The organism is Polyangiaceae bacterium, from assembly GCA_015075635.1.
GTDB lineage: Bacteria > Myxococcota_A > Polyangia > Polyangiales > Polyangiaceae > JADJKB01.
Window position 1 is genome coordinate 2,264,340 of record JABTUA010000001.1, and the last position, 19,610, is coordinate 2,283,949.

The window sequence follows — 19,610 nt, forward strand, 5'->3', positions numbered from 1 at the left end:
GGGGCCTACTGCGCGAGCGGGATCATCCCGCCGAGCCCGCGCAACCCAGCCTGGAGGATCTGCTGCTGCGTGATCTCGCCTTTCACCGTGAACGGCACGTCCAGGTTGAGCTTGGCGCCACCCACCTTCGCCGTGCCCTCGAACGAGTACGGCACCGGCTTGCCGCTCGCTGCCAGCGGCGCGAGCGCGCCGAGCCCGGTCCACGGCACCGAGAGCTCCGCCGGCAGGCGCGTCGTCGCGCGCGCCGGCACGTTGCCTTTCGGCTCCGAGCGCGCGCGGCCCACCTCCTGCCCCGCGCCGAGCTTCAGCGTGCCGCTCACCTCCTGCACCACGAGCGGGTAGGGGCTTTTGTTCTCGACGTCGAGCTCGAGCGCGATCCCGATGGCCAGCGGTGTGAGCGCCGTCACCCGGGCGGAGTGGGGCGTGATCCTCGGCGGCTCGGGCTTCGAGCACGCGATCAGGCAGAAGGCGCCCGCGATCCACAGCTTCTTCATCTCGCACACCCCAATCTCGCGTTCATCCCGAAGCGCGTGCTCATCCCCACGGTGTGTCCGGTGATCTGACCGGCTTTCGACACGAAGTAGTTGGTGGGAAACGCGCCCACCCGGTAGTCGCGAACGACTTTGGCGTCGGCCAAGAGCACAGGGTAGCGGATGCCGGCCTCCGCGGCATAGCGCCGCACGGTCTCCGGATCCTCGGAGTCCGCGACCACGCTGAGCAGCACCTCGTCTGGCCCGAGCCCCGCCTGGACGGCGTTCAGCGCGCCGTGCTCCTGCCGGCACACCCCGCACCAGGTGGCCCAGAAGTGCAAGAGCACGCGCTTGCCACGCAGATCTTCGAGGGCGACCTGCTTTCCGTCCAACGAGCGCAGGCTGAACGCCGGCGCGGGGCTCGCGGAGCCGAGCAGCTTCCGGCCTTGCCAGGCGCTGACGCCGAAGTACACGGCGGCGACGAGGCCGATCTCGAGCGCGATGCGGAGCGCGCGCTTGCGCCAGGGGACCCGGGGCTTTGGCGCCGTCACCCGAGCTTCTCGAGCAAGAGCTGGCTCACCAGCTTGGGGTTCGCCTGGCCGCGGGTCTCCCGCAGGATCATCCCGGTCAGGGCGCCGAGCACGTTCTTGTTGCCCGCGCGGTAGCGGGCCACGGTGTCGGCGTTCCTGGCCAGCACCGCCTCGACGATGGGCACGAGCGCCGCCGGATCGGCGATCTGGCGCAACCCCTGCTTCTCCACGATGGCCCTGGGCGAGCCGCCGCCTGCGAGCATCTCCCCGAGCACCTTCTTGCCGAGCGCGCCGCTCAACGTGCCGGCGTCGATCAGCGCGACCAGCTCGGCGACCTCCTGCCCGCCGAAGGGCAGGGGCTCGTCGCTGCGCGGCAGCTCGTTGACGATCCAGCTGGCGACGGCGCGGGCGTTGTCGTGGTGCGGCAGCGCCGAGTCGAACAGGCTGCGCAACGGGCCCGGCTCTCCGAGCACCCGCGCGTCCTCCGGCGAGAGCTGGTGCGCTTCGACTAGGGCGCGCGCCGCGGTCGAGAGCCCTTCGCGCTGGGCCGCCTTGGCCGCGCTCTTCGGCTCCGCCTTGCGAGCCTCGGCCTTGGGCTCCGCCTTCTGCACCAGCTTGGCCCAGGTGTCCTTCAGCGCAACGGTGCGGTTGAAGATCGGCGTGCCGGGTCTGCTGTCGCTCGGATCGACGAAGAAGAAGCCCTCGCGCTCGAACTGGAAGCGGTCGCCGGGCGCCGCTTCGGCGAGGCTCGGCTCCGCCTTGCAGCCGCGCAGCACGACCAGCGAGTCCGGGTTGAGATCCGAGAGCGGATCGCCGCTCTCGGCGCCGGGGAGCTCGGTCTGGAAGAGCCGGTCGTAGACCCGGACCTCGACGTCGAGCGCGCCCGCGGCGCTGACCCAGTGGATGGTGCCACGGACCTTGCGCCCGCCGCTGTCGCCGCCCCGAGTGGCCGGGTCGTAGCTGCAGACGAGCCGGGTGACCTTGCCCGAGGCGTCCTTCTCGACGCGCTCGCACTTGATCACGTAGGCATGCCGCAGTCGCACCTCGCGACCGGGCACGAGCCGGAAGAAGTCCTTCGGCGGGTTCTCCGCGAAGTCGCTCTGGTCGATGAAGAGCCGGCGCGAGAACGGCAGCTTGCGGCTGCCCTGCTTGGGCACGTCGTGGGGCCAATACGCCGCTTCGAGCTCCTCGATCTGGCCCTCCGGGTAGTTCTCGATCACGACCTCGAGCGGGTCGAGCACGCACAAGACGCGCGGCGACCTCTCGTTCAGGTCTTCGCGCAGCGTGTGCTCGAAGAGCGCGAGCTCCACGGTGCTGTTGTTCTTCGCCACCCCAACCCGAGTCGCGAAGCTCCGCATGGCCTCCGGCGTGACGCCGCGGCGGCGCAGTCCGGCGATGGTCGGCATGCGTGGGTCGTCCCAGCCGCTCACTCGACCGCTCTCGACCAGCTCGAGCAGCTTGCGCTTGCTCATCACCGTGTAGGTGAGGTTCAGTCGGGCGAACTCGTACTGCCGGGGCCGCGCCGGGAGCTCGACGTTGTCGATCAGCCAGTCGTAAATGTCGCGGTTGTTCTCGAACTCCAGCGTGCAGATCGAGTGTGTGATGCCCTCGATGGCGTCGGAGAGCGGGTGCGCGAAGTCGTAGAGCGGGTAGATGCACCAGGCATCGCCCGAGCGGTAGTGGTGCGCGTGTTTGATGCGGTAGAGGAGCGGGTCGCGGAGCTTCATGTTCGGCGACGCCATGTCGATCTTGGCGCGCACGACCCGGGAGCCGTCCGGGAACTCGCCGGCGCGCATGCGCCGGAACAGGTCGAGGTTCTCGGCGACGGAGCGCTCGCGGAACGGGCTCGGCTTGCCGGGCTCGGTGATGGTGCCGCGGTACTCGCTGATCTGCTGCTCGTTCAGATCGCAGACGTAGGCCAGGCCCTTTCGGATCAGCTCCTCGGCGAAGTCGTAGAGCCGCGCGTAGTAGTCGGAGGCGAAGAACAGCTTGTCGCCCCAGTCGAAGCCCAGCCAGCGAATGTCGCGCTGGATGCCCTCGACGTATTCGATGTCCTCGGTGGTGGGGTTGGTGTCGTCGAAGCGCAGGTGGCAGACCCCGGCGTAGTCCTTCGCGATGCCGAAATTCAAGCAGATGCTCTTGGCGTGCCCGATGTGCAGGTAGCCGTTGGGCTCCGGGGGGAAGCGGGTCACGACGGACTGGTGCCGCCCGGCGGCCAGATCGGCGTCGATGATGTCGCGGATGAAGTCCTTGGGGCGGTCGGGGGCGGTCACGGGAGCACCTCGGGAAGACCGCGGACTTTACGCTGCTCCGCCCGGGTTCACCAGCCGAGACCCCCGGAGCGTGTGGAGGCTCGGTGGAGAAACCGTGGGGAGGGGAATCTCCCTCGACGGGCGGCCGTCGAAGCGAGAAATGGGTCGAAACTGGATCGCATGGGCGGCCGCGCTGCTGGCGCTCGCGGCTGCATTCCTGGTCGTACCGCGCCGGCTGTGTCAGACCGGAGCCGAGGCGTTCTTCGGCGGTGACCGCGCGCGCGTCGGCGCGTTCGGAGCGAACGTCGATCGCCACGTGCGCGAGCTCGAGCCGGCGCGCTTCAGCACCGGCTCGCGTCGCTTCGACGGCGAGTGGTTCTTCGGCACCGCGATGATGGCGGCGCTCGGCTTCGGGCAGACGGCGCGCGAGCACCCGGAGCTCGCGACGGAGTCTTTGGCTCGGATGGACCGAGCGCTCGACGCCGTGCTGTCCGCGCCGGCCCGCACCTTCGACGCCGAGGCCTGGCGAGCGGACCCCCTCGACTCGCTCGACTCCGAGGACGGTCACGCCGCGTACCTGGGCTACGCGAACCTCGCGCTCTCGCTCAGGCGCTTCGTCGAGCCCGAGCAGCGCTTCGCGACGCTGAACGACCGCATCAGCCAGAGCCTCGAACGCCGCCTCGAGGCCGCGCCCTCGCTCAGCATCGAGACCTACCCCGGGGAAATCTACCCGGTGGACAACGCGGCGGCGGTCGCCTCCCTGGCGCTGCGCGCGCGGGCCCTCGGAGAGGAGCCGCCCGCGGTGGTGCAGCGCTGGCTCGACCTGCTCCCGGTTCGCTTCGTGGATCCCGACTCCGGCCTGCTCTACCAGGCGCTCGATCCGAACCGCGCCCCGGCCGACGCCCCCCGGGGCTCGGGCACCGCCCTCGGCGCGTACTTCCTCTCCTTCGCCGACGAGGGCGCGTCCCTCGCGCTGCACCGCGCGCTCCGGCGTGAGCTCGCGGGCAGCGTCGCTGGCTTCGGCGTGGTGCGGGAGTACCTGCCTGGCACCAGTTGGCGTGCCGGCGACATCGACTCCGGGCCGTTGATCTTCGGCTGGAGCATCTCCGCGATGGGCTTCGCGCTGTCAGGCTGCCGCGCCCACGCGGACCGCGCCGGCTTCGTCGAGCTCTACCGCGCCTTCCACCTGTTCGGCGCGCCGGTCGAGCGCGGATCCGAGCTGACCTTCGCCTCCGGCGGTCCCCTCGGCAACGCCATCGTCTTCGCCATGCTCACCGCGCAGCCGGCGGCGCGCTGGAGGCGAGGGTGAACGTCCGGCGCACCCTGCTCGGGGCCGGGCTCCTGCTCCTCGGCCACGCCGGAATGCTCCGGCTGGCCGCGGAGTGGAGCTTCGTGGCGGCGCTGCTCTCGCCCGGGCCCCACTCCGGCCTGCCCGCGTTGCTGTTCGGGCTGATCTTCCTCGCAGCGCGCCTGCTGGTGTTCGTGGTCTTGCCCTCACTCGGAGCCGGAGCCTTGATATTTCAAGGGCTTTCCCGGGGGCTTCCGTACTTTTCTCGCCGCCGGACCTCGCCAATTCGCCAGCCTGCCCCTATGCTCAGTGAGCCCATCAGGGGCTCCGAGGTGGCAGATGGCAAAGCGAGATGACCTGGATTTTGGCCTGACGCGACGTTCAATCATCGGCGGCGCCGCCGCGCTGGCGACCGCGTCGCTAGCGCCGCTGGCTTGGGCCGGGGATGCCTCCAGCCTGGTGGCGAAGCCCCCGGCGGGCTTCAAGCCCATGACCAAGCCGGGCCGCGTCGTAAAAGTGACGAAAGGGAATGATTTTGCCTCGCTGATGCAGCCCAATCAGCTCTGGCCGAAGGCGGACGTCGCCAAAAACATGGTCGAGCGCGCGCTGATGGAGCTCACCAGTGCGCCGAACCTGAAAGAGGCGCTCGGCAAGTTCATCCACAAGGACGACGTCGTCGCCCTCAAGCCGAACGGCATCGCCGGCCAGTCGGGCGCCACCATGGCGGCCAACGCCGAGCTGGTCATGCCCGTCATCGACGCGCTCATCGCCCTCGGCGTGCCGGCGGAGAAGATCACCGTGTACGAGCAGTTCCCGAGCTATCTGAAGGGGACGCGCATCGGCGGCAAGGGCAACAAGCTGCCTGCTGGCGTCAAGACCGGGATCCACATGAACAGCGTGACCGAGATGGACGAGATCACGGTCTACAAGGGCGTGAAGACCAAATACGTGAAGTTCCTCACCGAGGCGACCGCGGTCATCAACTTCACGCAGGTCAAGGATCACTCCATCTGCGGCTTCACCGGCTGTCTCAAGAACATCACCCACGGGTCGATCATCAACCCGGGCAAGCATCACGGCGCCGGCGCACACGCCCAGATCGCCGCGCTCTACAACCACGAGATCGTGCGGAGCCGCGTGCGCCTGCACATCATCGACGCCTACAAGATCATCTACGACAAGGGTCCGCTCGACAAGGACCCGAAGCGCCGCATCCCCTACGGCGCGGTCTTCGCGACCACCGATCCGGTGGCGATGGACACCATCGGCTGGAAGATCATCGATCAGGCCCGCAAGGACAACGGCATGAAGAGCCTGGCGCAGGTCGGGCGCGAGCCGAAGCACATCGCCATGGCCGCGGATCTGGGCCTCGGCGCCCACGCGGAGAGCAAGATCAAGCTCAGCGAAGTCGCGCTCTGACGCGACTTCGGCCGCCTCGCCGTGATCGGATCACGAACAGCGAGGACCCACGGGATTGCCGGCGGGGCCGGGGAACAGTCAGCGCTTCTGCCAGTAAGCCAGCACCAGGATCACCAGCGCGACGCCGGTGACGATGGCCAGTATCAGCGCGGGGTTGGTCGCGCTCTTCGACGCCGCGGGCGCGCGCGCCGCGGTCTTCTGCTTCTTCGGTGAGGGGGTCAGCTTCGGCCCGGTGTGCTCGACGGTGTGGTCGTGGCGCCGCTCGGCGCGCGGGGCGGAGGTCTTCACGGGAGCTGCCTTCTTGGGCCTTACCGGCGCCGGCCTCGGGTCGGGCTCGGGTCGCGCGGCCTCCCGCTCCGCGCGCTCGGCCTCCGCCTTCAGGCGCGCTTGCTCCTGCGCGCGGCGACGGGCTTCTTGCTCGGCCTTCAATCGCTCGGCGCGCGCCGACTTCTTCGCCTTGCGGCGCTCGGCCTTGCGGCTGGCAGCCGCGGCTCGCTCGCGGCGCTGATGCTCCCGCCGCTCGCGCTTGGAGGCCCCGACCGGGAGCGTGGGGACGGCCTTCGCCGCGGCCAACGGCGCGGGTTTCGTTGCGGGTGCGGCCGACGGCGCGGGCTTCGCCGCGGCCGACGGCGCGGGTTTCGCTGCGGGTGCGGCCGACGGCGCGGGCTTCGCTGCGGGACCGGGCGCGGGTGCGGGCTTCGCTGCCGGCGCGGGCATCGCTGCGGGACCGGGCGCGGGTGCGGGCTTCGCTGCCGGCGCGGGTTTCGCAGAGGGCGCGGCCCTTGCCGCGGGTGCGGGTGCGGGCGCGGCGGTCGCTGCCTTCGGCGGTGCAGGGGTGGCGTCCCAGCCAGAGTCCACTTCGGGATCCGGTGGCGGAGGCGGTCGAATGCTGGCTGGCCGCGCCCCTGAGCTCTCGGCACTCGGCGCGGGGCTGGTCGCCGGCTTCGGTTCGGCAGGCTTGGCGAGCGCGGGAGCGGGCGCCGGGTCGGGCGGCTTGGCGAGCGCGGGAGCGGGCGCCGGGTCGGGCGGCTTGGCGAGCGCGGGAGCGGGCGTCGGCTCGGGCGGCTTGGCGACCGCGGGAGCGGGCGCCGGCTCGGGCGGCTTGGCGACCGCGGGAGCGGGCGTCGGCTCGGGCGGCTTGGCGACCGCGGGAGCGGGCGTCGGCTCGGGCGGCTTGGCGAGCGCGGGAGCGGGCGCCGGCTCGGGCGGCTTGGCGACCGAGGGAGCGGGCGTCGGGTCGGGCGGCTTGGCGACCGCGGGAGCCGGCTCGGGCGGCTTGGCGACCGAGGGAGCGGGCTTCGGGTCGGGCGGCTTGGCGAGCGCTGGAGCGGGCTTCGGGTCGGGCGGCTTGGCGACCGCGGGAGCCGGCTCGGGCGGCTTGGCGACCGCGGGAGCCGGCTCGGGCGGCTTGGCGGGCGCCGCCGTTCGCGGCGGCAGAGGGCTCGCGGCCGAGTCTTCGCCCGGTACGTCCCAGAGCCCGTCTAGATCGTCTTTACCCACGTCGACCGGAGGCTAGCAAAGCTCGGGGCGGGTGCGCCAATCGATGGCGCACCGACACCGGAGCTCAGACTCGACTCTCGCTGTCTTGGCACGAGCAGATCGCGATCCGCCACTGAGAGCGGGACCCACGAAAACACCGGCGAGGCCGGCGCACTCTCCCCGTCAGGTAGGAATTGTCGCCTGACGCTCCCCGAGTGCGTCTCGACAACAACATCGACGCGAGGCAGGGCGTGGCGGCAAGAACGGGGCGCGAAAGAGCGCAACCCGAGTCAGAGCCGCCGCGTGCCCCAGTCTTCGAAGGTCCGCTCGACCTCGCCCGTGTAGATCTGGCGCGGCCGATGGATGCGGTAGCCGTCGGGGTCGTTGCGCTGCTCCATGTAGTGCGCAATCCAGCCCGGAATGCGGCCCAGCGTGAACATCACCGTGAACATGTCGGTGGGGATGCCCATCGCGCGGTAGATGATGCCGCTGTAGAAGTCGACGTTCGGGTAGAGCTTGCGCTTCACGAAGTAGTCGTCCTTGAGCGCGACCTCTTCCAGGTTCTTGGCCAGCTCGAGCAGCGGATCGTGGATGCCGAGCTCGTTGAAGATCCGGTCGCAGGCCGCCTTGAGCAGCTTCGCCCGCGGGTCGAAGTTCTTGTAGATGCGATGCCCGAAGCCCATCAGGCGCGCCTTGCTGTCGCCCTTCTTCACCCGCTCGAGGAAGCTCTTGTAGTCCTCGCCGCTCTCTTGCAAGTGCTCCAGCATCTCGAGCACCGCCTGGTTCGCGCCACCGTGGCGCGGGCCCCAGAGCGCGCAGATGGCCGCCGAGATCGAGGCGTACAGGTTGGCCTCGCTCGAGCCCACCATGCGCATGGTCGAGGTCGAGCAGTTCTGCTCGTGGTCGGCGTGCAGGATGAGCAGGAGGTTCATGGCGTCTTCGTACGCCTTGGGAACCTCGTACTCCGCCGCCGGCACGGCGAACATCATGCGTAGGAAGTTGGCCGGCCACGACATGTCGTTGCGCGGGTAGACGAACGGTTGCCCGATGCTCTTCTTGTAGGCGAAGGCCGCGAGCGTCTTGCTCTTGGCGAGGATGCGGATGATGTTGAGATCCAGATCCTTGTCGGTGTCCGGGTAGAAGCTCGAGAGCGACGCCACCATGGCAGCCATGATCGACATGGGGTGCGCGTTCGGGGGATAGCCCTCGTAGAACTTCTTCATGTCCTCGTGGATCAGCGTGTGCATCGTCATTTTCTGACGCCACTTCGCCAACTCCTCGAGGCTCGGCCGCTTGCCGTAGATCAGCAGGTAGCAGACCTCGGTGAAGCGCGCGCGCTCCGCCACCTCTTCTATGGGGTAGCCGCGGTAGCGCAGGATGCCACGATCACCGTCGATGAACGTGATCGCGCTCTTGCACGAACCAGTGTTGCCGTAGCCATCGTCGAAGGTGACGAGGCCTGTTTCCGCCCTCAGCTTGCGAATGTCGATGGCGCGCTCCTTCTCGGAGCCCTCCATGACGGGAAGCGTGTATTCCTTGCCTTCGTAGACGAGCTTTGCGGTGGTCATGGCACTATCCGAACTAGCACGGGTCCGGTCCCCCGCTCCGCGAAAAATATCGGGGGCTTGCGCAATATTGACGCGCTCTCACACCGTCCGACATCGCGTCGTCCTACCCGCGCAGGTCCCGGACCCAGTAGCTGACCGCTGCCAGCGCGCCGGCCACGGCCGTGGCCCACAAGAGCTCGTCGGTGAAGCGGCCGTGGAAGAGCGCGTGCGCGACGGTGGCGAACTGCAACACGGTCGCCGCCTTGCCGGGCAGGTTGGCCATCGGCTGCTCGGCTCGCGCGCGTCGCTTCCGATGGGAGAGCGCCCACCACAAGACCAGCGGGAGCTCGCCGAGCTCGCGGGTGGCGAGCAGCGCGAACGACCAAACCGACAGCCGCTCCGAAGCGATCAGCGCCGCTACCACGGTCAGCACGAAGAGCTTGTCGGTGATGGGATCGACCACCGCGCCCGTCGCAGTCACCTGGCCGAAGCGCCGCGCCCACCAGCCGTCCGCCACGTCGGTTGCACCGGCCAACGCGAGGACGGCGAGCTCGACCCAAGGGTGGTTCAGCCAGAGGACGAAGGCGACGGCGAGCGGGACGCGCGCCATGCTGAGCAAGCTCGGCGGCAAGAGCAGGTCCCTGGCCCGGTAGCGACCCATGGCTCACCCCGGCGTCGGGAGCGCGGCGCGCGGGCCGCGACGCTTGCGCCGTCGGCGCCGGCGCCGTGGCGGGTCAGCGACATCGACGCGCTCGGCGCGCGTCCCGAGCGTGAGGTAGCCGATGGCCAATAGCCCCCGTCGGGCGCTCGGCGTCAGGCGCCCGATCGGGATCGACACCGCGGTCGGCAAGCTCACGGCGCCGTCGGTGTGGGCGTTCCAGAGCGCGGCACGCTGTGCGATGGCGTCGGGGCCGAGGGCGGTCGACAGGTAAACGGCTCTCCGTCCGAGGACTACGCCGAGCTCTCGCAGCAGGGCGCGGTCCCGCTCCGTGAGCGTCTCGAGCCCGGGCGAAACGGCGGCGAGCAACAGCGTTCCGAGCCCTTGCTCCAGCTGGTAGGCGAGGCCGCGCCCGGCCGGCGAGAGCTCTCTCGCGCGCTCGGAGCGCAGCGGCGAGAAGAGTCCCTGGATCAGATCCCGGGAGTAGGCCAAGAGGCGCCGCCCGAGCCGCGCGCGCACGCCGGCCGTGACGTCCAGCGTGACGCGCACCTCGGGGCGGACCAGATCCGCTCCGCGGGTGAGCACACCAACCGGGCGGTCGTCGGCGCTGATGCGTCGGCGCTCGTCCACGCTGAAGCGCTCGTGGGGCGCGTCGACGAGCGAAGCGGCCCAGCTCTCGTCCGGGCTCGCCGCGGCCTCGGGCCGGGCGCGCGCCAAGAGCTCGGCGAACGCGCCGTGGCGGTCCGCTCGCTCCAGCGCTCGAGCCCAGGGCCCCGGGAGCTTCACGCCCGAGAGCTTGCTCGGACGGGCGCGTTCCACGAAGCGCTCCACCAACCTCGCGTGCAAGGCGTCGCTCAACCGGTCTTCGATGCCGCGCGTGAGCTCCTGCCAGCACTCCGGCTCTTCGACCCACCCGGTGTGGCTGGTGACGTAGGTCCAGGTGCGGACGAACGCCATGCGGCCGAGCAGCGCCTCGATGTCGCCGCTGGCGTCGTCGAGCCGCGCGATGTGGCGCCGCAGGCGTTCGCTCGAGAGCGCGCCGCGGTCGGCCAGCTCGACGAAGACCTCGCGCACGAGCCGCGCGTGCGCTTCGGGCAGGAGCTGGCGATAGTCCGGGATCTGACAGGTGTCCCAGAGCAGCCGCACGCCAGGCTCGCGGGCCGCGCGGCGGAGCACCTCCGGGTCGCGGGCGAGGGCGGCGAGCGCGCTGAAATCGTCCGCTCGCTCGACCAACTTCAGGCTGCGTCGGGTCGGCGCCCGCTTGAGCGAGCCCATCAGCCCTTCGACGCTGGAGAAGTCCAAGCCGCTCGAGCGCCATACCAGCGCGCGCTCAGCAGGGAAGCTGTGGCTCTCGATCGCGCGAACCAACCGCTCGGGGAGCGCCGGCAGGGGAGCCAGGGTGCCGAAGCTGCCGTCGTTCTGGTAGCGCCCGGCGCGCCCCGCGATCTGCGCGAGCTCGGCGGCCTCGAGCGGTCGTGGTCGCTTGCCGTCGAACTTCTCCAGATCCGCGAAGGCGACGTGATCGAGATCGAGGTTCAAGCCCATGCCGATGGCGTCCGTCGCCACCATGTGCTCGACCTCTCCGGCCTGGTACATCGCGACCTGGGCGTTGCGCGCCCGTGGCGAGAGCGCTCCCAGGACCACCGCTGCCCCCCCGCGACGCCGCTTGAGCCGCTCCGCGATCTCGTACACGCGGGCCATGCTGAAGGCGACAACGGCCGAGCGCGGTGGCAGCTGTCCCAGGGTGGCTGAGCCGGAGTGACGCAGGCGCGACAGCCGCGGGTGGCGGCGCACGCTCGCGCTCGGCAAGAGCTCCGAGAGTAGCGGGCGCAGCGTGTCCGCGCCGAGGAACCATGTCTCCTGCCGGCCCCGCGCGTCGAGCAGTCGGTCGGTGAAGACGTGCCCGCGCTCGCGGTGGGCGCTGAGCTGGATCTCGTCCACCGCCAGGAAGTCCACGCTGCGCTCGACGGGCATCGCCTCCACCGTGCACACCCAGAAGCGTGGGCGCGCCGGCACCCGCTTCTCCTCGCCGGTGACCAGGGCGACCTGGCCTTCGCCGACCCGCGCGCTGACCCGGTCGTAGACCTCTCGGGCGAGCAGGCGCAGCGGCAAGCCCAGCATCCCGGTCTCGTGCTCCAGCATGCGCTCCACGGCCCGGTGGGTCTTGCCCGTGTTGGTGGGCCCGAGCAGGGCCGTCAGGGGCGCATCGTCGACCACGTTCGAAGCCTATTATCGAACCTTGGGCCCGGCACGGGGGCTTGCGCGGGCAGGCGGCGGTGACTATCTACTCGTGAATTCATGTCCGGCTTCGACTTCGTCTACGGTCTCTTGCTCCTCGGTCTGGTCGTGGCGCAGATCTGGCTCACGGTCCGGGTCTGGCGCAGCAGCTCCTACGAGCGAAGCCAGAAGATCCTTCAGTCGAAGCTGATCTGGCTGCTCCCGGTGGTGGGCGCGGTGCTGGTCTTCTCGCTCATGCCGGAGGAAGACGACTCGCTCTCGCGCGCCAAGAAGGAGCTGCGCGGCTGAGCGCCGTCGAGTAGCATCCCTGCCCATGCGGGCGGCCGTGCTACTCGGGCTGGTGTGTCTGGGCGCGTGCGGCGGAGCCGCGGCACCCGGGGCCAAGTCGCCGGAGCCTTCGGGTGACGTGGACGCTCTGGCGGGCGAGATCGAGGCCGCGGAGCGCGACCTGAGCGCCGAGCTGGGGCCCGAGCCGGGAGCCCAGCCCAAGCCCACCGAGCCGGCCGCGGGGGGTGAGGGGATGGCGGAGGAGAAGAAGCCGGAGCCGGCCGCCACGACGCCCAGCCCCGAGGCGTCGCCCCCGCGCTCGCCCTGCGAGACGGCGTGCAAGGCGTTGGGATCGATGAAGCGCTCGCAGGAGCGGATCTGCGAGATCGCCGGCGCGGCCCATGAGCGCTGCGAGTGGGCGAAGCAGCGAGTGGCTGCCGCGACGGCGCGCATCGAGAAAGCCGGCTGCAGCTGTAGCTGAGCTCAGCTCTTCGGCTCTTCCGGCGCGGGGTCGGGCTCCGGCGCGGGGTCGGGCTCCGGCGTGGGGTCGGGGTCGGGCTCGGGGTCGGGGTCGGGCTCCGGCTCGGGCTCCGGCTCGGGGTCGGGGTCGGGGTCGGGCTCGGGGTCGGGGTCGGGGTCGCGTTCTGGCTCGGGCTCCGGTTCGGGCTCGGCGCCGGGAGCGGATGGCGGGGCACCGGCGGGCGCCAGGTAGAGGTTGCTCTCCCGGTAGTGGTCGAGGGCCCGGGAGACGAAGATCTTGAGCACCGCCGCCGCCGGGACCGCCAGCAGGACGCCCAGGAAGCCGAACACCTCACCGCCGACGAACAGGGCCAAGAGCACCCAGATCTCCCGCAGGCCCACGCTCTCGCCGACGATGCGCGGCGTGATCACGAAGCCCTCCAGGGTCTGCACCGCGATGTAGGCCGCGACGACGCCGGCGATCTGCTGCCAGCCACCGCCGCCGATCAGGGACATCAGGACGCCCGCGACGAGGGCGAACGCGCCGCCCACGTAGGGGACGAAGTTCAAGATACCGGCAGCGATGCCGATGGGCACGGCCAGGCGCACGCCGAGCAGCGAGTACGAGCCGCCGTAGAGCACCGCCAGGATCAGCATCACGGTCAGCTGTCCGCGCATGAACTGGCTGAGCGTGTGGTCGATCTCGCGCGCGTACGACCCGACGCTGTCGCGGTAGCGTAGCGGCACCAGGGAGCGGACGCCCTCGACCATGCGGTCGAAATCCGCGAGCAAGTACACGGCGAGGATCGGCACGATCAGCGCGCCGAACACCGCGCCGATGGCGGAAGCGGTCCCGCCGATCAGTGCCTTGAGCGCGTTGCCCACCGGCGCCAGCTGACTGGCGGAGATCGAGTCCGCCTTGCTCTTGAGCTGAGCGATCCACTCGTCGGCGGTGTGCGGGATCTGGATGCCCTGCTCTCGCAGGATGGGCTCGAGGCGCGTGAGCGCCCGTTTCGCGTGCCCGGGCAGCTCTTGGGCGACGCTGGCGATGTCCTTGGCGACCTCCGGGATGACCAGCAGGAGGAATGCGGCGACCGCGCCGGTGAAGACCAAGAGCACGATGCCGATGGCGACGCCACGCGGGATGCGCCACCTCTCCAGCCGATCGACCACCGGATCCAGGATGTAGGCGATGGTGAACGCCAGAAAGATCGGCGTCAGCACGTCGCGCAGCGCGTAGAGCCCGAGGCCCACGCCGCCGAGCGCCGCGAGCCAGTACCAGCTCCGGCCGAGCACCAGCTCGCGCTTCTCGGCGGGTCCGCCGCTCACTGACACACGCCGGCGGTGCAGGTCTTGCCCGTCGCGCACTTCACGCCGCAGCCGCCGCAGTGGTTCTCGTCGGTCTGGGTGTCGGCACAGCCGCCGGGGCAGCAGCTCTCACCCGTCGCGCAGGCGGGGCCGCCCGCGCATTGGCAGACGGTGTTCCCCGAAGTCTTGCCGCAAGCCTCGCCGGGCTTGCAGGTCGTCCCGTCGCAGACGCAGAGCCCTGCGGCCTGGTTGCAGCTCGAGTTGGAGAGCCCGCCGGTGGTCAGGCACTGCGAGTTCTCCAGACAGACGCAGGTGCCTGCCTTGCAGCCGAAGCCGCCCTGCGCGCCCAGCGAGCCGCAGTTGTTGCCGCACACCCCGCAGTTGGCCTTGGTCGTCGCCAGGTCGGTCTCGCAACCGTTGTCCGGACCCGTGGTGGGGGACGAGCAGTCACCGAAGCCGGTGTTGCAGGCGTGGCGGCACGCCGACGCCGTACACACCGCCGAGGTCGAGTTGAGGGTGTTGCACTTGCGACTGCAGGCGCCGCAGTGGTCCGTCGTGTCGAGCGTCTGCTCGCAGCCGTTGGCGGCGTTGGCGTCGCAGCTGTCGTAGCCGCTGCTGCAAGTCTGAAGGGCACACAGACCGCCAACGCACTGAGTGGTGGCGTTCGGCAACGTGCACGGGTCGCAGCTCGGAGCCGCGCAGCCGTACTTGGGGTCGTTGGTGGCGACGCAGGCGCCGTTGCAGAGCTTCTGGTTCCCGGGGCAGGTCGCGGTGCCGCCGGTGCCTCCGGTCGCGCCGCCGGTGCCTCCGGTCGCGCCGCCGGTGCCTCCGGTCACGCCGCCGCCGGTGCCTCCGGTCACGCCGCCGCCGGTGCCTCCGGTCACGCCGCCGCCGGTGCCTCCGGTCACGCCGCCGCCGGTGCCTCCGGTCGCACCGCCTCCGGTCCCGGCACCGCCGCCGCCTGCCGAGCCGCCGGTGCCGGTGAAGCTGAAGTCCTCGTAGTCATTGGTGCAAGCCGCGACGGCCAAGGCCGACACGGCGCACGCCCCGAGCAGACGACGGAAGGTCCTCATCACCGGGAGAGTAGCACGAGACCCCTCAAATCAGGCAAAACGGGCGATGTTTCTCGGCTTTGCTCGATGGGCTACTGGACCACGGGGCCGCAGTCGACGAACGAAGCGATCGTGGTGTCGATGCGGAAGTTCGACTCGCTGGTGTGGCGCTCGGCGAAGAAGAAGTCCAGCTGGTAGGTCTGGCCCTTCTGGATGCCCAGCTTGGCGGCGTCCGCGTCCAGATCGATCTGCCCGCTCATCGCGCCGTGGACCCCGCCGAGATCGATGCCGAGCTTCTTGTTGATGAACACCCAGAGGTCGTCGTCGCCCGTGAACGTGAACACCTCTCCGCCCAGGTAGACGAACTTGGTGTGGAGCTCGAAGGTGAAGTGGTAGTTGTGTGAGTTGCCCTCGTTGCCCCAGAGCTCGTTGTCGATGGGGAAGAACGCGGAGTTGTCGTAGGTGTAGACGTTGCTGCCGGACTTGGTCAGCGTCACCGGCAAGAACTTCTTCTGATTGACGCCGGCGACGTCGTTGAACCACTGATCGAAGTTGGCCTTGCCCGTGGTCGTCGGGTTGCCGGACTGGCCCGCGTAAACCGGCTTGCCGTCGGCCCCCAGGTCGTCCTGCACGATGCCCGGGTCGGTGTCGATGGTGTACTCGAAATCCGGATGGTCGATCTTGAAGTCGCGGATGGTGCCGGTGAGCTTGCTGCCGCAATAGCCGTCGCCGCCGTTGCCGCCGACGCCGGTGCCGGCTGCGCCGCCGCCCGCCGCGCTGCCACCGACGTTCAGTCCGCCGCCGTTTCCGCTCGCGCTGGAGCCCCCCAAGTTCAGCTTCCCGCCGGAGCCGTTCGATGCGACGTCGCCGTCGTCGTCCCCACCACAGCCCACGGACAGCGCGAGCGCCAGAGCGCTCGCCGAGAGAATCAACGATCGCATGAGCACCTCACACCACGTAGGATATCAGCCTTCACCGGCCTCGACCATGCGACCCGAACGATGGAGCCCGGCTGGACGATTCTCGCCAGAGCGGACGAGTGATAGAGCGTGAGAGGTTCCGATGGTCAAGGACGAGAGCGCTGACGACGGCTTCGTCGACGTCTACACGGACGGGGCGTGCTCCGGTAACCCGGGTCCCGGTGGTTGGGGTGCGTTGCTCAGGTTCCGGGGCAAGGAGCGGGAGCTCCACGGCGGTGAGCGCGAGACGACGAACAATCGCATGGAGCTGATGGCTGCCATCCAGGCCTTCGAGACCCTGAAGCGTCCGATGCGCGTGCGCATCCACACCGACAGCAAATACGTCCGGGACGGCATCACCGAGTGGCTCCCGCGCTGGAAGCAGCGCGGCTGGAAGACCGCCGACAAGAAGCCGGTCAAGAACGTCGATCTGTGGCAGCGCCTGGAGGCCGCCATCGGCCGGCACCGGGTCGAGTGGCACTGGGTCAAGGGGCACGCCGGGCACCCCGAGAACGAGCGCGCCGACGCGCTGGCTCGGCTGGGCGTCGAGCGCTTCGGAAGGGCGTGACGCCGTATCCCTTGCCGCCGCGGCGCAGCTGACCAAGAACCCCGGGCATGTTGCGCCTTCGCCAGCGATTCGCCCTGTGCCTCTTGTGCTCGTCACCGTTCTTCGCCGTGAGCGCCTGTCACGACGGCGAGGAGGGTGAAGGCTCCCCCGGCACTGGTGGCAGCGGGGGCAGCGGCGGTGACTCGGGCACCGACACCGGCACCGACGCCGGCCCGGACAAGGGCGTGTTCGGCGAACAGGTGCCGGTCACCGAGACGCGGGGCCTCGAAGGCTTGACGGGCGCCGTCAACGCCGTGCGCGACAAGTACGGTTGGATGCACATCTACGCGCGCACCGTCGAGGACGCGATGCGGGTCGAAGGTTGGCTGATGGCGCGCGATCGCGGCTACCAGCTCGAGATCGCGCGCCGCCTGGCCACCGGAAGGCTGGCGGAGCTGTTCGCAGAGGCGGACGCAGGACAGATCGAGGACGACATCACGATGCGCACCATCGGGCTGCACCGTGCAGCGAAGGCCATCTACGACGGCATGGACCCGACGAGCGAGCACAAGAAGGCCATCGATGCCTTCGCCGACGGCGTCACGCAGTGGAACACGGCCTACCGTGCGGGCAAGCTGAAGCCCCCGCAGCAGTTCGAGCTGATGCCGCCCGAGGCGTTCACCGACTGGTCGCCGGTGGACAGTCTGGCCATGGCGCGGCTGCAGACCTGGTCCTTGTCCTACGACGCCGACGACGACATCGGGCGAAGCGAGACGGTGGAGAAGGTTCGCGCCGTGTTCAACCCGAGCGCGAGCGATCCCGCCGCCAAGGCTCGCGCCGGCATCCTGATCGACGCCTTCCGCTTCGACCCGCTGGACCCGGCGACACCGCTCGTGGGCTTCAAGGACGACCCGCTGCCCAAGGACTTGCTCCGCGGCCCGGGCCCGAGCGCGACGCGCGGACCGGCAGCCCAGAGCGCCCTCGCCAAGAAGAACGCCTTCGAAAAGAACCTCGCGCCCGAGCTGTCGCCCGGGCTGGCCGCGGCCGCCGCTCCCTTCGTGCGCTCGGTGCGCCGCGTGCGCGATCTGTTCGGCGGCGACGAGTTCTTCGGCTCGAACAACTGGGGCGTGGCTGGCGCGAAGACGGCGACCGGCAACGCCATGGTGGCCAGCGACCCGCACCTGGGCCTGTCATCGCCGATGGTGTTCTGGCCGACCCACATCTACGTGGGCAGCGAGACCACCCCCGAGCTCGAGCTCAGCGGCGTCGCGTTCCCAGGCATCCCGGGCGTCGTGCTGGGCGCGAACCGCAGCCTGGCCTGGGGCTCCACGACCTCGGCCTACGACGTCACCGACGTCTGGAAGGAGAAGGTGTCGGGCGACGGCGCGGGCGTGATGCTGAAGGGGCAGAAGGTCGCCTTCCAGAAGGTCAGCGAGACCATCAAGATCAAGGGTAAGCCGGACTACACCTGGGACGTGCTGATCGTGCCGCACCACGGGCCGGTCGTGCCGGAGATCGACGCCGACATGAAGGTGAAGCCGGTGGCGGCGGACGCCAACGTCCTGAGCGTGCGCTGGACCGGGCACCAGCCGACCGGCGAGTACCAGGCCGTGTTCGACCTGGCGCGGGCCAAGAGCGTCGACGAAGCGCGGCTGGCCCTGCAGCCGTTCGGGACCGGCGCGCAGAACTGGATGTTCGCGGACTCGAGCGGCGACGTGTTCATGTTCGCCCAGGGCAAGCTGCCCTACCGCGACAAGAAGGCCTACACCTGGGACCCAGGCACGTTCACAGGCACCATGCCCTGCTTCGTGCTCGACGGAGAGAGCGGCGACCACGAGTGGACGGGGTCCTTCCTGGAGGAGCAATACGTGCCGAAGTCGAAGACCCCCGCTTCGGGCTGGGTCGCGACGGCGAACACCGATCAGATCGGCAGCACCAACGACAACGATCCGACCAACGACCTCCTGCCGAACGGCAAGCCGTTCTACATCGGCTGCGACTTTGCAGAGGGTTTGCGCCAGGGACGCATCCACGAGCGCGTGGGCGCCAAGGCCGGCTCGATGACGCTGGACGAGATGTCGGCGATCCAGGGCGATCACAGGTCTGGGCTCGGCGCCCGCCTGACCAAGCACCTGGTCGCCGCGCTCACCAAGGCCGAGGCGGAGAAGGCCACGCCCGGGACGCACCCGGACCTCGCGGCCGCCGTGGCGGATCCGCGCTACGCCGCTGCCGACGTCGCGGACGTGCTCGACGCGCTGGGAAAGTGGGAGACGGAGTCCGATTTCGACGCCGCGTCGGGCCTGAACCCGGATGACGAGTCGCTGAACGTCGACGCCAAGGAGGCGCTGGCCGCCAAGGCGACGCTGATCTTCAACGCCTGGCTGGTGCGCGCCATCGGGCGCGCGCTCGAGGACGAGATGAAGGCCGCGGGCATGGGAAGCCTCGGCACGGCGAACATGGTCAAGGCGTTCGTGCGCATGCTGGAGCAGGATCCGACCAAGCTCGCGACCTACGACTCGGCGTCGGGCCAGAGCGCGCTGTGGGACGACATGACCACCACCGGCACGGTCGAGAAGAAGGACGATCGTCTGGTCACGGCGCTGCTCGACGCGGTGGACGACCTGGTGAAGGTGGTCGGAGCCGATCGCACGGCCTGGCGCTGGGGCGCGCTGCACCGGGTCAAGTTCAAGAGCCTGAACCCCATCTGGTTCGTGGACATCCCGGCGTTCAGCGACCCGCTGTTCAAGCAGGGATTCCCGCGGCCGGGTGACCAGTGGAACGTCGATGCCTGTAACTTCGGCATCGTGAAGAGCCTCGCCTCGCCCCTCGACTTCAACTACGGCTCGGGCCCCGTCCAGCGATTCGTCGCCGAGGTGACCAAGACCGGCCCGAAGATCAAGAACGCCCTCCCGGGTGGCACCGTGCTCGCCAAGGAAAGCCCCTTCTTCCGCAACGAGGCCGAGCTCTGGCGCAAGAACCAGACCCACGACGTGCCCTTCGAGATGGACGAGGTGAAGGCCGCTGCCGTGGCCCCGGGCGGCGAGCACATCCTGTTCACGAAGTGAGCCAGCTTCGACTTGCTCGAAGAAACCCGCACCTGACGCGATTCCCGTGGCCCCAGCTGGCGCAACACGAGG

Annotated in this window: 16 protein-coding genes; 6 read left to right on the forward strand and 10 right to left on the reverse strand. The window is 69.8% G+C overall.

The window, feature by feature from the left end; translation table 11 throughout:
* Positions 1-5: 5 nt before the first annotated feature.
* The 3 genes from HS104_10240 to HS104_10250 are packed head-to-tail and all read right to left on the reverse strand — an operon-like array spanning position 6 to position 3,273.
* On the reverse strand, positions 6-494 hold the full coding sequence (locus tag HS104_10240; GenBank protein MBE7480346.1) for an LEA type 2 family protein: 489 nt from the start codon (positions 492-494) through the stop codon (positions 6-8).
* The gene (locus HS104_10245) at positions 491-1,021 is read right to left on the reverse strand and encodes a TlpA family protein disulfide reductase (GenBank protein MBE7480347.1); all 531 of its coding nucleotides are present in this window, start codon (positions 1,019-1,021) and stop codon (positions 491-493) included. The genes HS104_10240 and HS104_10245 overlap by 4 nt, the downstream gene beginning before the upstream one ends.
* Positions 1,018-3,273 carry a glutamine--tRNA ligase/YqeY domain fusion protein gene (locus tag HS104_10250; protein MBE7480348.1) on the reverse strand — a complete coding sequence of 752 codons (2,256 nt, stop codon included), beginning with the start codon at positions 3,271-3,273 and terminating at the stop codon, positions 1,018-1,020. Before HS104_10250 ends, HS104_10245 begins: the two co-directional genes overlap by 4 nt.
* A gap of 139 nt (positions 3,274-3,412) precedes the next feature.
* Here HS104_10250 and HS104_10255 point away from each other — a divergent pair, with 139 nt between their 5' ends.
* Both HS104_10255 and HS104_10260 read left to right on the forward strand, forming a co-directional pair.
* Positions 3,413-4,561 (forward strand): hypothetical protein, encoded by a 1,149-nt coding sequence (locus tag HS104_10255; protein ID MBE7480349.1) that lies wholly within the window; start codon positions 3,413-3,415, stop codon positions 4,559-4,561.
* Positions 4,562-4,879: 318 nt separating this feature from the next.
* Positions 4,880-5,959 carry a DUF362 domain-containing protein gene (locus HS104_10260; GenBank protein MBE7480350.1) on the forward strand — a complete coding sequence of 360 codons (1,080 nt, stop codon included), beginning with the start codon at positions 4,880-4,882 and terminating at the stop codon, positions 5,957-5,959.
* Between the two features lie 78 nt (positions 5,960-6,037).
* Here the strand turns inward: HS104_10260 and HS104_10265 are convergent, their stop codons facing one another.
* The 4 genes from HS104_10265 to HS104_10280 all read right to left on the reverse strand — a co-directional run bounded on the left by HS104_10265 (position 6,038) and on the right by HS104_10280 (position 11,860).
* On the reverse strand, positions 6,038-7,459 hold the full coding sequence (locus HS104_10265) for a hypothetical protein (GenBank protein ID MBE7480351.1): 1,422 nt from the start codon (positions 7,457-7,459) through the stop codon (positions 6,038-6,040).
* Positions 7,460-7,728: 269 nt separating this feature from the next.
* A complete protein-coding gene (locus HS104_10270) occupies positions 7,729-9,006 on the reverse strand; it encodes a citrate synthase (GenBank protein MBE7480352.1) in 1,278 nt (425 codons plus the stop codon).
* Between the two features lie 103 nt (positions 9,007-9,109).
* The gene (locus HS104_10275; GenBank protein ID MBE7480353.1) at positions 9,110-9,646 is read right to left on the reverse strand and encodes a CDP-alcohol phosphatidyltransferase family protein; all 537 of its coding nucleotides are present in this window, start codon (positions 9,644-9,646) and stop codon (positions 9,110-9,112) included.
* Positions 9,647-9,649: 3 nt separating this feature from the next.
* The gene (locus tag HS104_10280) at positions 9,650-11,860 is read right to left on the reverse strand and encodes a helicase (protein MBE7480354.1); all 2,211 of its coding nucleotides are present in this window, start codon (positions 11,858-11,860) and stop codon (positions 9,650-9,652) included.
* An 81-nt stretch (positions 11,861-11,941) separates the two neighbouring features.
* Between HS104_10280 and HS104_10285 the strand changes: the two genes are divergently transcribed.
* Together HS104_10285 and HS104_10290 are read left to right on the forward strand one after the other, a co-directional pair.
* On the forward strand, positions 11,942-12,169 hold the full coding sequence (locus HS104_10285) for a hypothetical protein (GenBank protein MBE7480355.1): 228 nt from the start codon (positions 11,942-11,944) through the stop codon (positions 12,167-12,169).
* 25 nt (positions 12,170-12,194) lie between these two features.
* Complete coding sequence (locus tag HS104_10290; GenBank protein ID MBE7480356.1) at positions 12,195-12,629, forward strand: hypothetical protein; 435 nt, start codon at positions 12,195-12,197, stop codon at positions 12,627-12,629.
* Between the two features lie 2 nt (positions 12,630-12,631).
* Here HS104_10290 and HS104_10295 read toward each other — a convergent pair whose 3' ends face one another.
* The 3 genes from HS104_10295 to HS104_10305 form a co-directional block, all read right to left on the reverse strand.
* The gene (locus HS104_10295) at positions 12,632-13,936 is read right to left on the reverse strand and encodes an AI-2E family transporter (protein ID MBE7480357.1); all 1,305 of its coding nucleotides are present in this window, start codon (positions 13,934-13,936) and stop codon (positions 12,632-12,634) included.
* Positions 13,933-14,988 carry a hypothetical protein gene (locus HS104_10300; GenBank protein MBE7480358.1) on the reverse strand — a complete coding sequence of 352 codons (1,056 nt, stop codon included), beginning with the start codon at positions 14,986-14,988 and terminating at the stop codon, positions 13,933-13,935. The genes HS104_10295 and HS104_10300 overlap by 4 nt, the downstream gene beginning before the upstream one ends.
* Before the next feature lie 71 nt (positions 14,989-15,059).
* On the reverse strand, positions 15,060-15,908 hold the full coding sequence (locus HS104_10305) for a fibro-slime domain-containing protein (protein MBE7480359.1): 849 nt from the start codon (positions 15,906-15,908) through the stop codon (positions 15,060-15,062).
* A 121-nt stretch (positions 15,909-16,029) separates the two neighbouring features.
* Between HS104_10305 and rnhA the strand changes: the two genes are divergently transcribed.
* Together rnhA and HS104_10315 are read left to right on the forward strand one after the other, a co-directional pair.
* Complete coding sequence (rnhA, locus tag HS104_10310; protein MBE7480360.1) at positions 16,030-16,494, forward strand: ribonuclease HI; 465 nt, start codon at positions 16,030-16,032, stop codon at positions 16,492-16,494.
* A gap of 47 nt (positions 16,495-16,541) precedes the next feature.
* On the forward strand, positions 16,542-19,538 hold the full coding sequence (locus HS104_10315) for a penicillin acylase family protein (protein MBE7480361.1): 2,997 nt from the start codon (positions 16,542-16,544) through the stop codon (positions 19,536-19,538).
* Positions 19,539-19,610 lie beyond the last annotated feature (72 nt).

What these genes read in the sequence shown, in the direction of transcription:
- HS104_10240 (MBE7480346.1), bottom strand. Translation starts at nt 494, where the DNA reads ATGAAGAAGCTGTGGATCGCGGGCGCCTTCTGCCTGATCGCGTGCTCG.
- HS104_10255 (MBE7480349.1), top strand. Translation starts at nt 3,413, where the DNA reads ATGGGTCGAAACTGGATCGCATGGGCGGCCGCGCTGCTGGCGCTCGCG.
- HS104_10260 (MBE7480350.1), top strand. Translation starts at nt 4,880, where the DNA reads ATGGCAAAGCGAGATGACCTGGATTTTGGCCTGACGCGACGTTCAATC.
- HS104_10270 (MBE7480352.1), bottom strand. Translation starts at nt 9,006, where the DNA reads ATGACCACCGCAAAGCTCGTCTACGAAGGCAAGGAATACACGCTTCCC.
- HS104_10275 (MBE7480353.1), bottom strand. Translation starts at nt 9,646, where the DNA reads ATGGGTCGCTACCGGGCCAGGGACCTGCTCTTGCCGCCGAGCTTGCTC.
- HS104_10285 (MBE7480355.1), top strand. Translation starts at nt 11,942, where the DNA reads ATGTCCGGCTTCGACTTCGTCTACGGTCTCTTGCTCCTCGGTCTGGTC.
- HS104_10290 (MBE7480356.1), top strand. Translation starts at nt 12,195, where the DNA reads ATGCGGGCGGCCGTGCTACTCGGGCTGGTGTGTCTGGGCGCGTGCGGC.
- HS104_10300 (MBE7480358.1), bottom strand. Translation starts at nt 14,988, where the DNA reads ATGAGGACCTTCCGTCGTCTGCTCGGGGCGTGCGCCGTGTCGGCCTTG.
- HS104_10305 (MBE7480359.1), bottom strand. Translation starts at nt 15,908, where the DNA reads ATGCGATCGTTGATTCTCTCGGCGAGCGCTCTGGCGCTCGCGCTGTCC.
- rnhA (MBE7480360.1), top strand. Translation starts at nt 16,030, where the DNA reads ATGGTCAAGGACGAGAGCGCTGACGACGGCTTCGTCGACGTCTACACG.
- HS104_10315 (MBE7480361.1), top strand. Translation starts at nt 16,542, where the DNA reads ATGTTGCGCCTTCGCCAGCGATTCGCCCTGTGCCTCTTGTGCTCGTCA.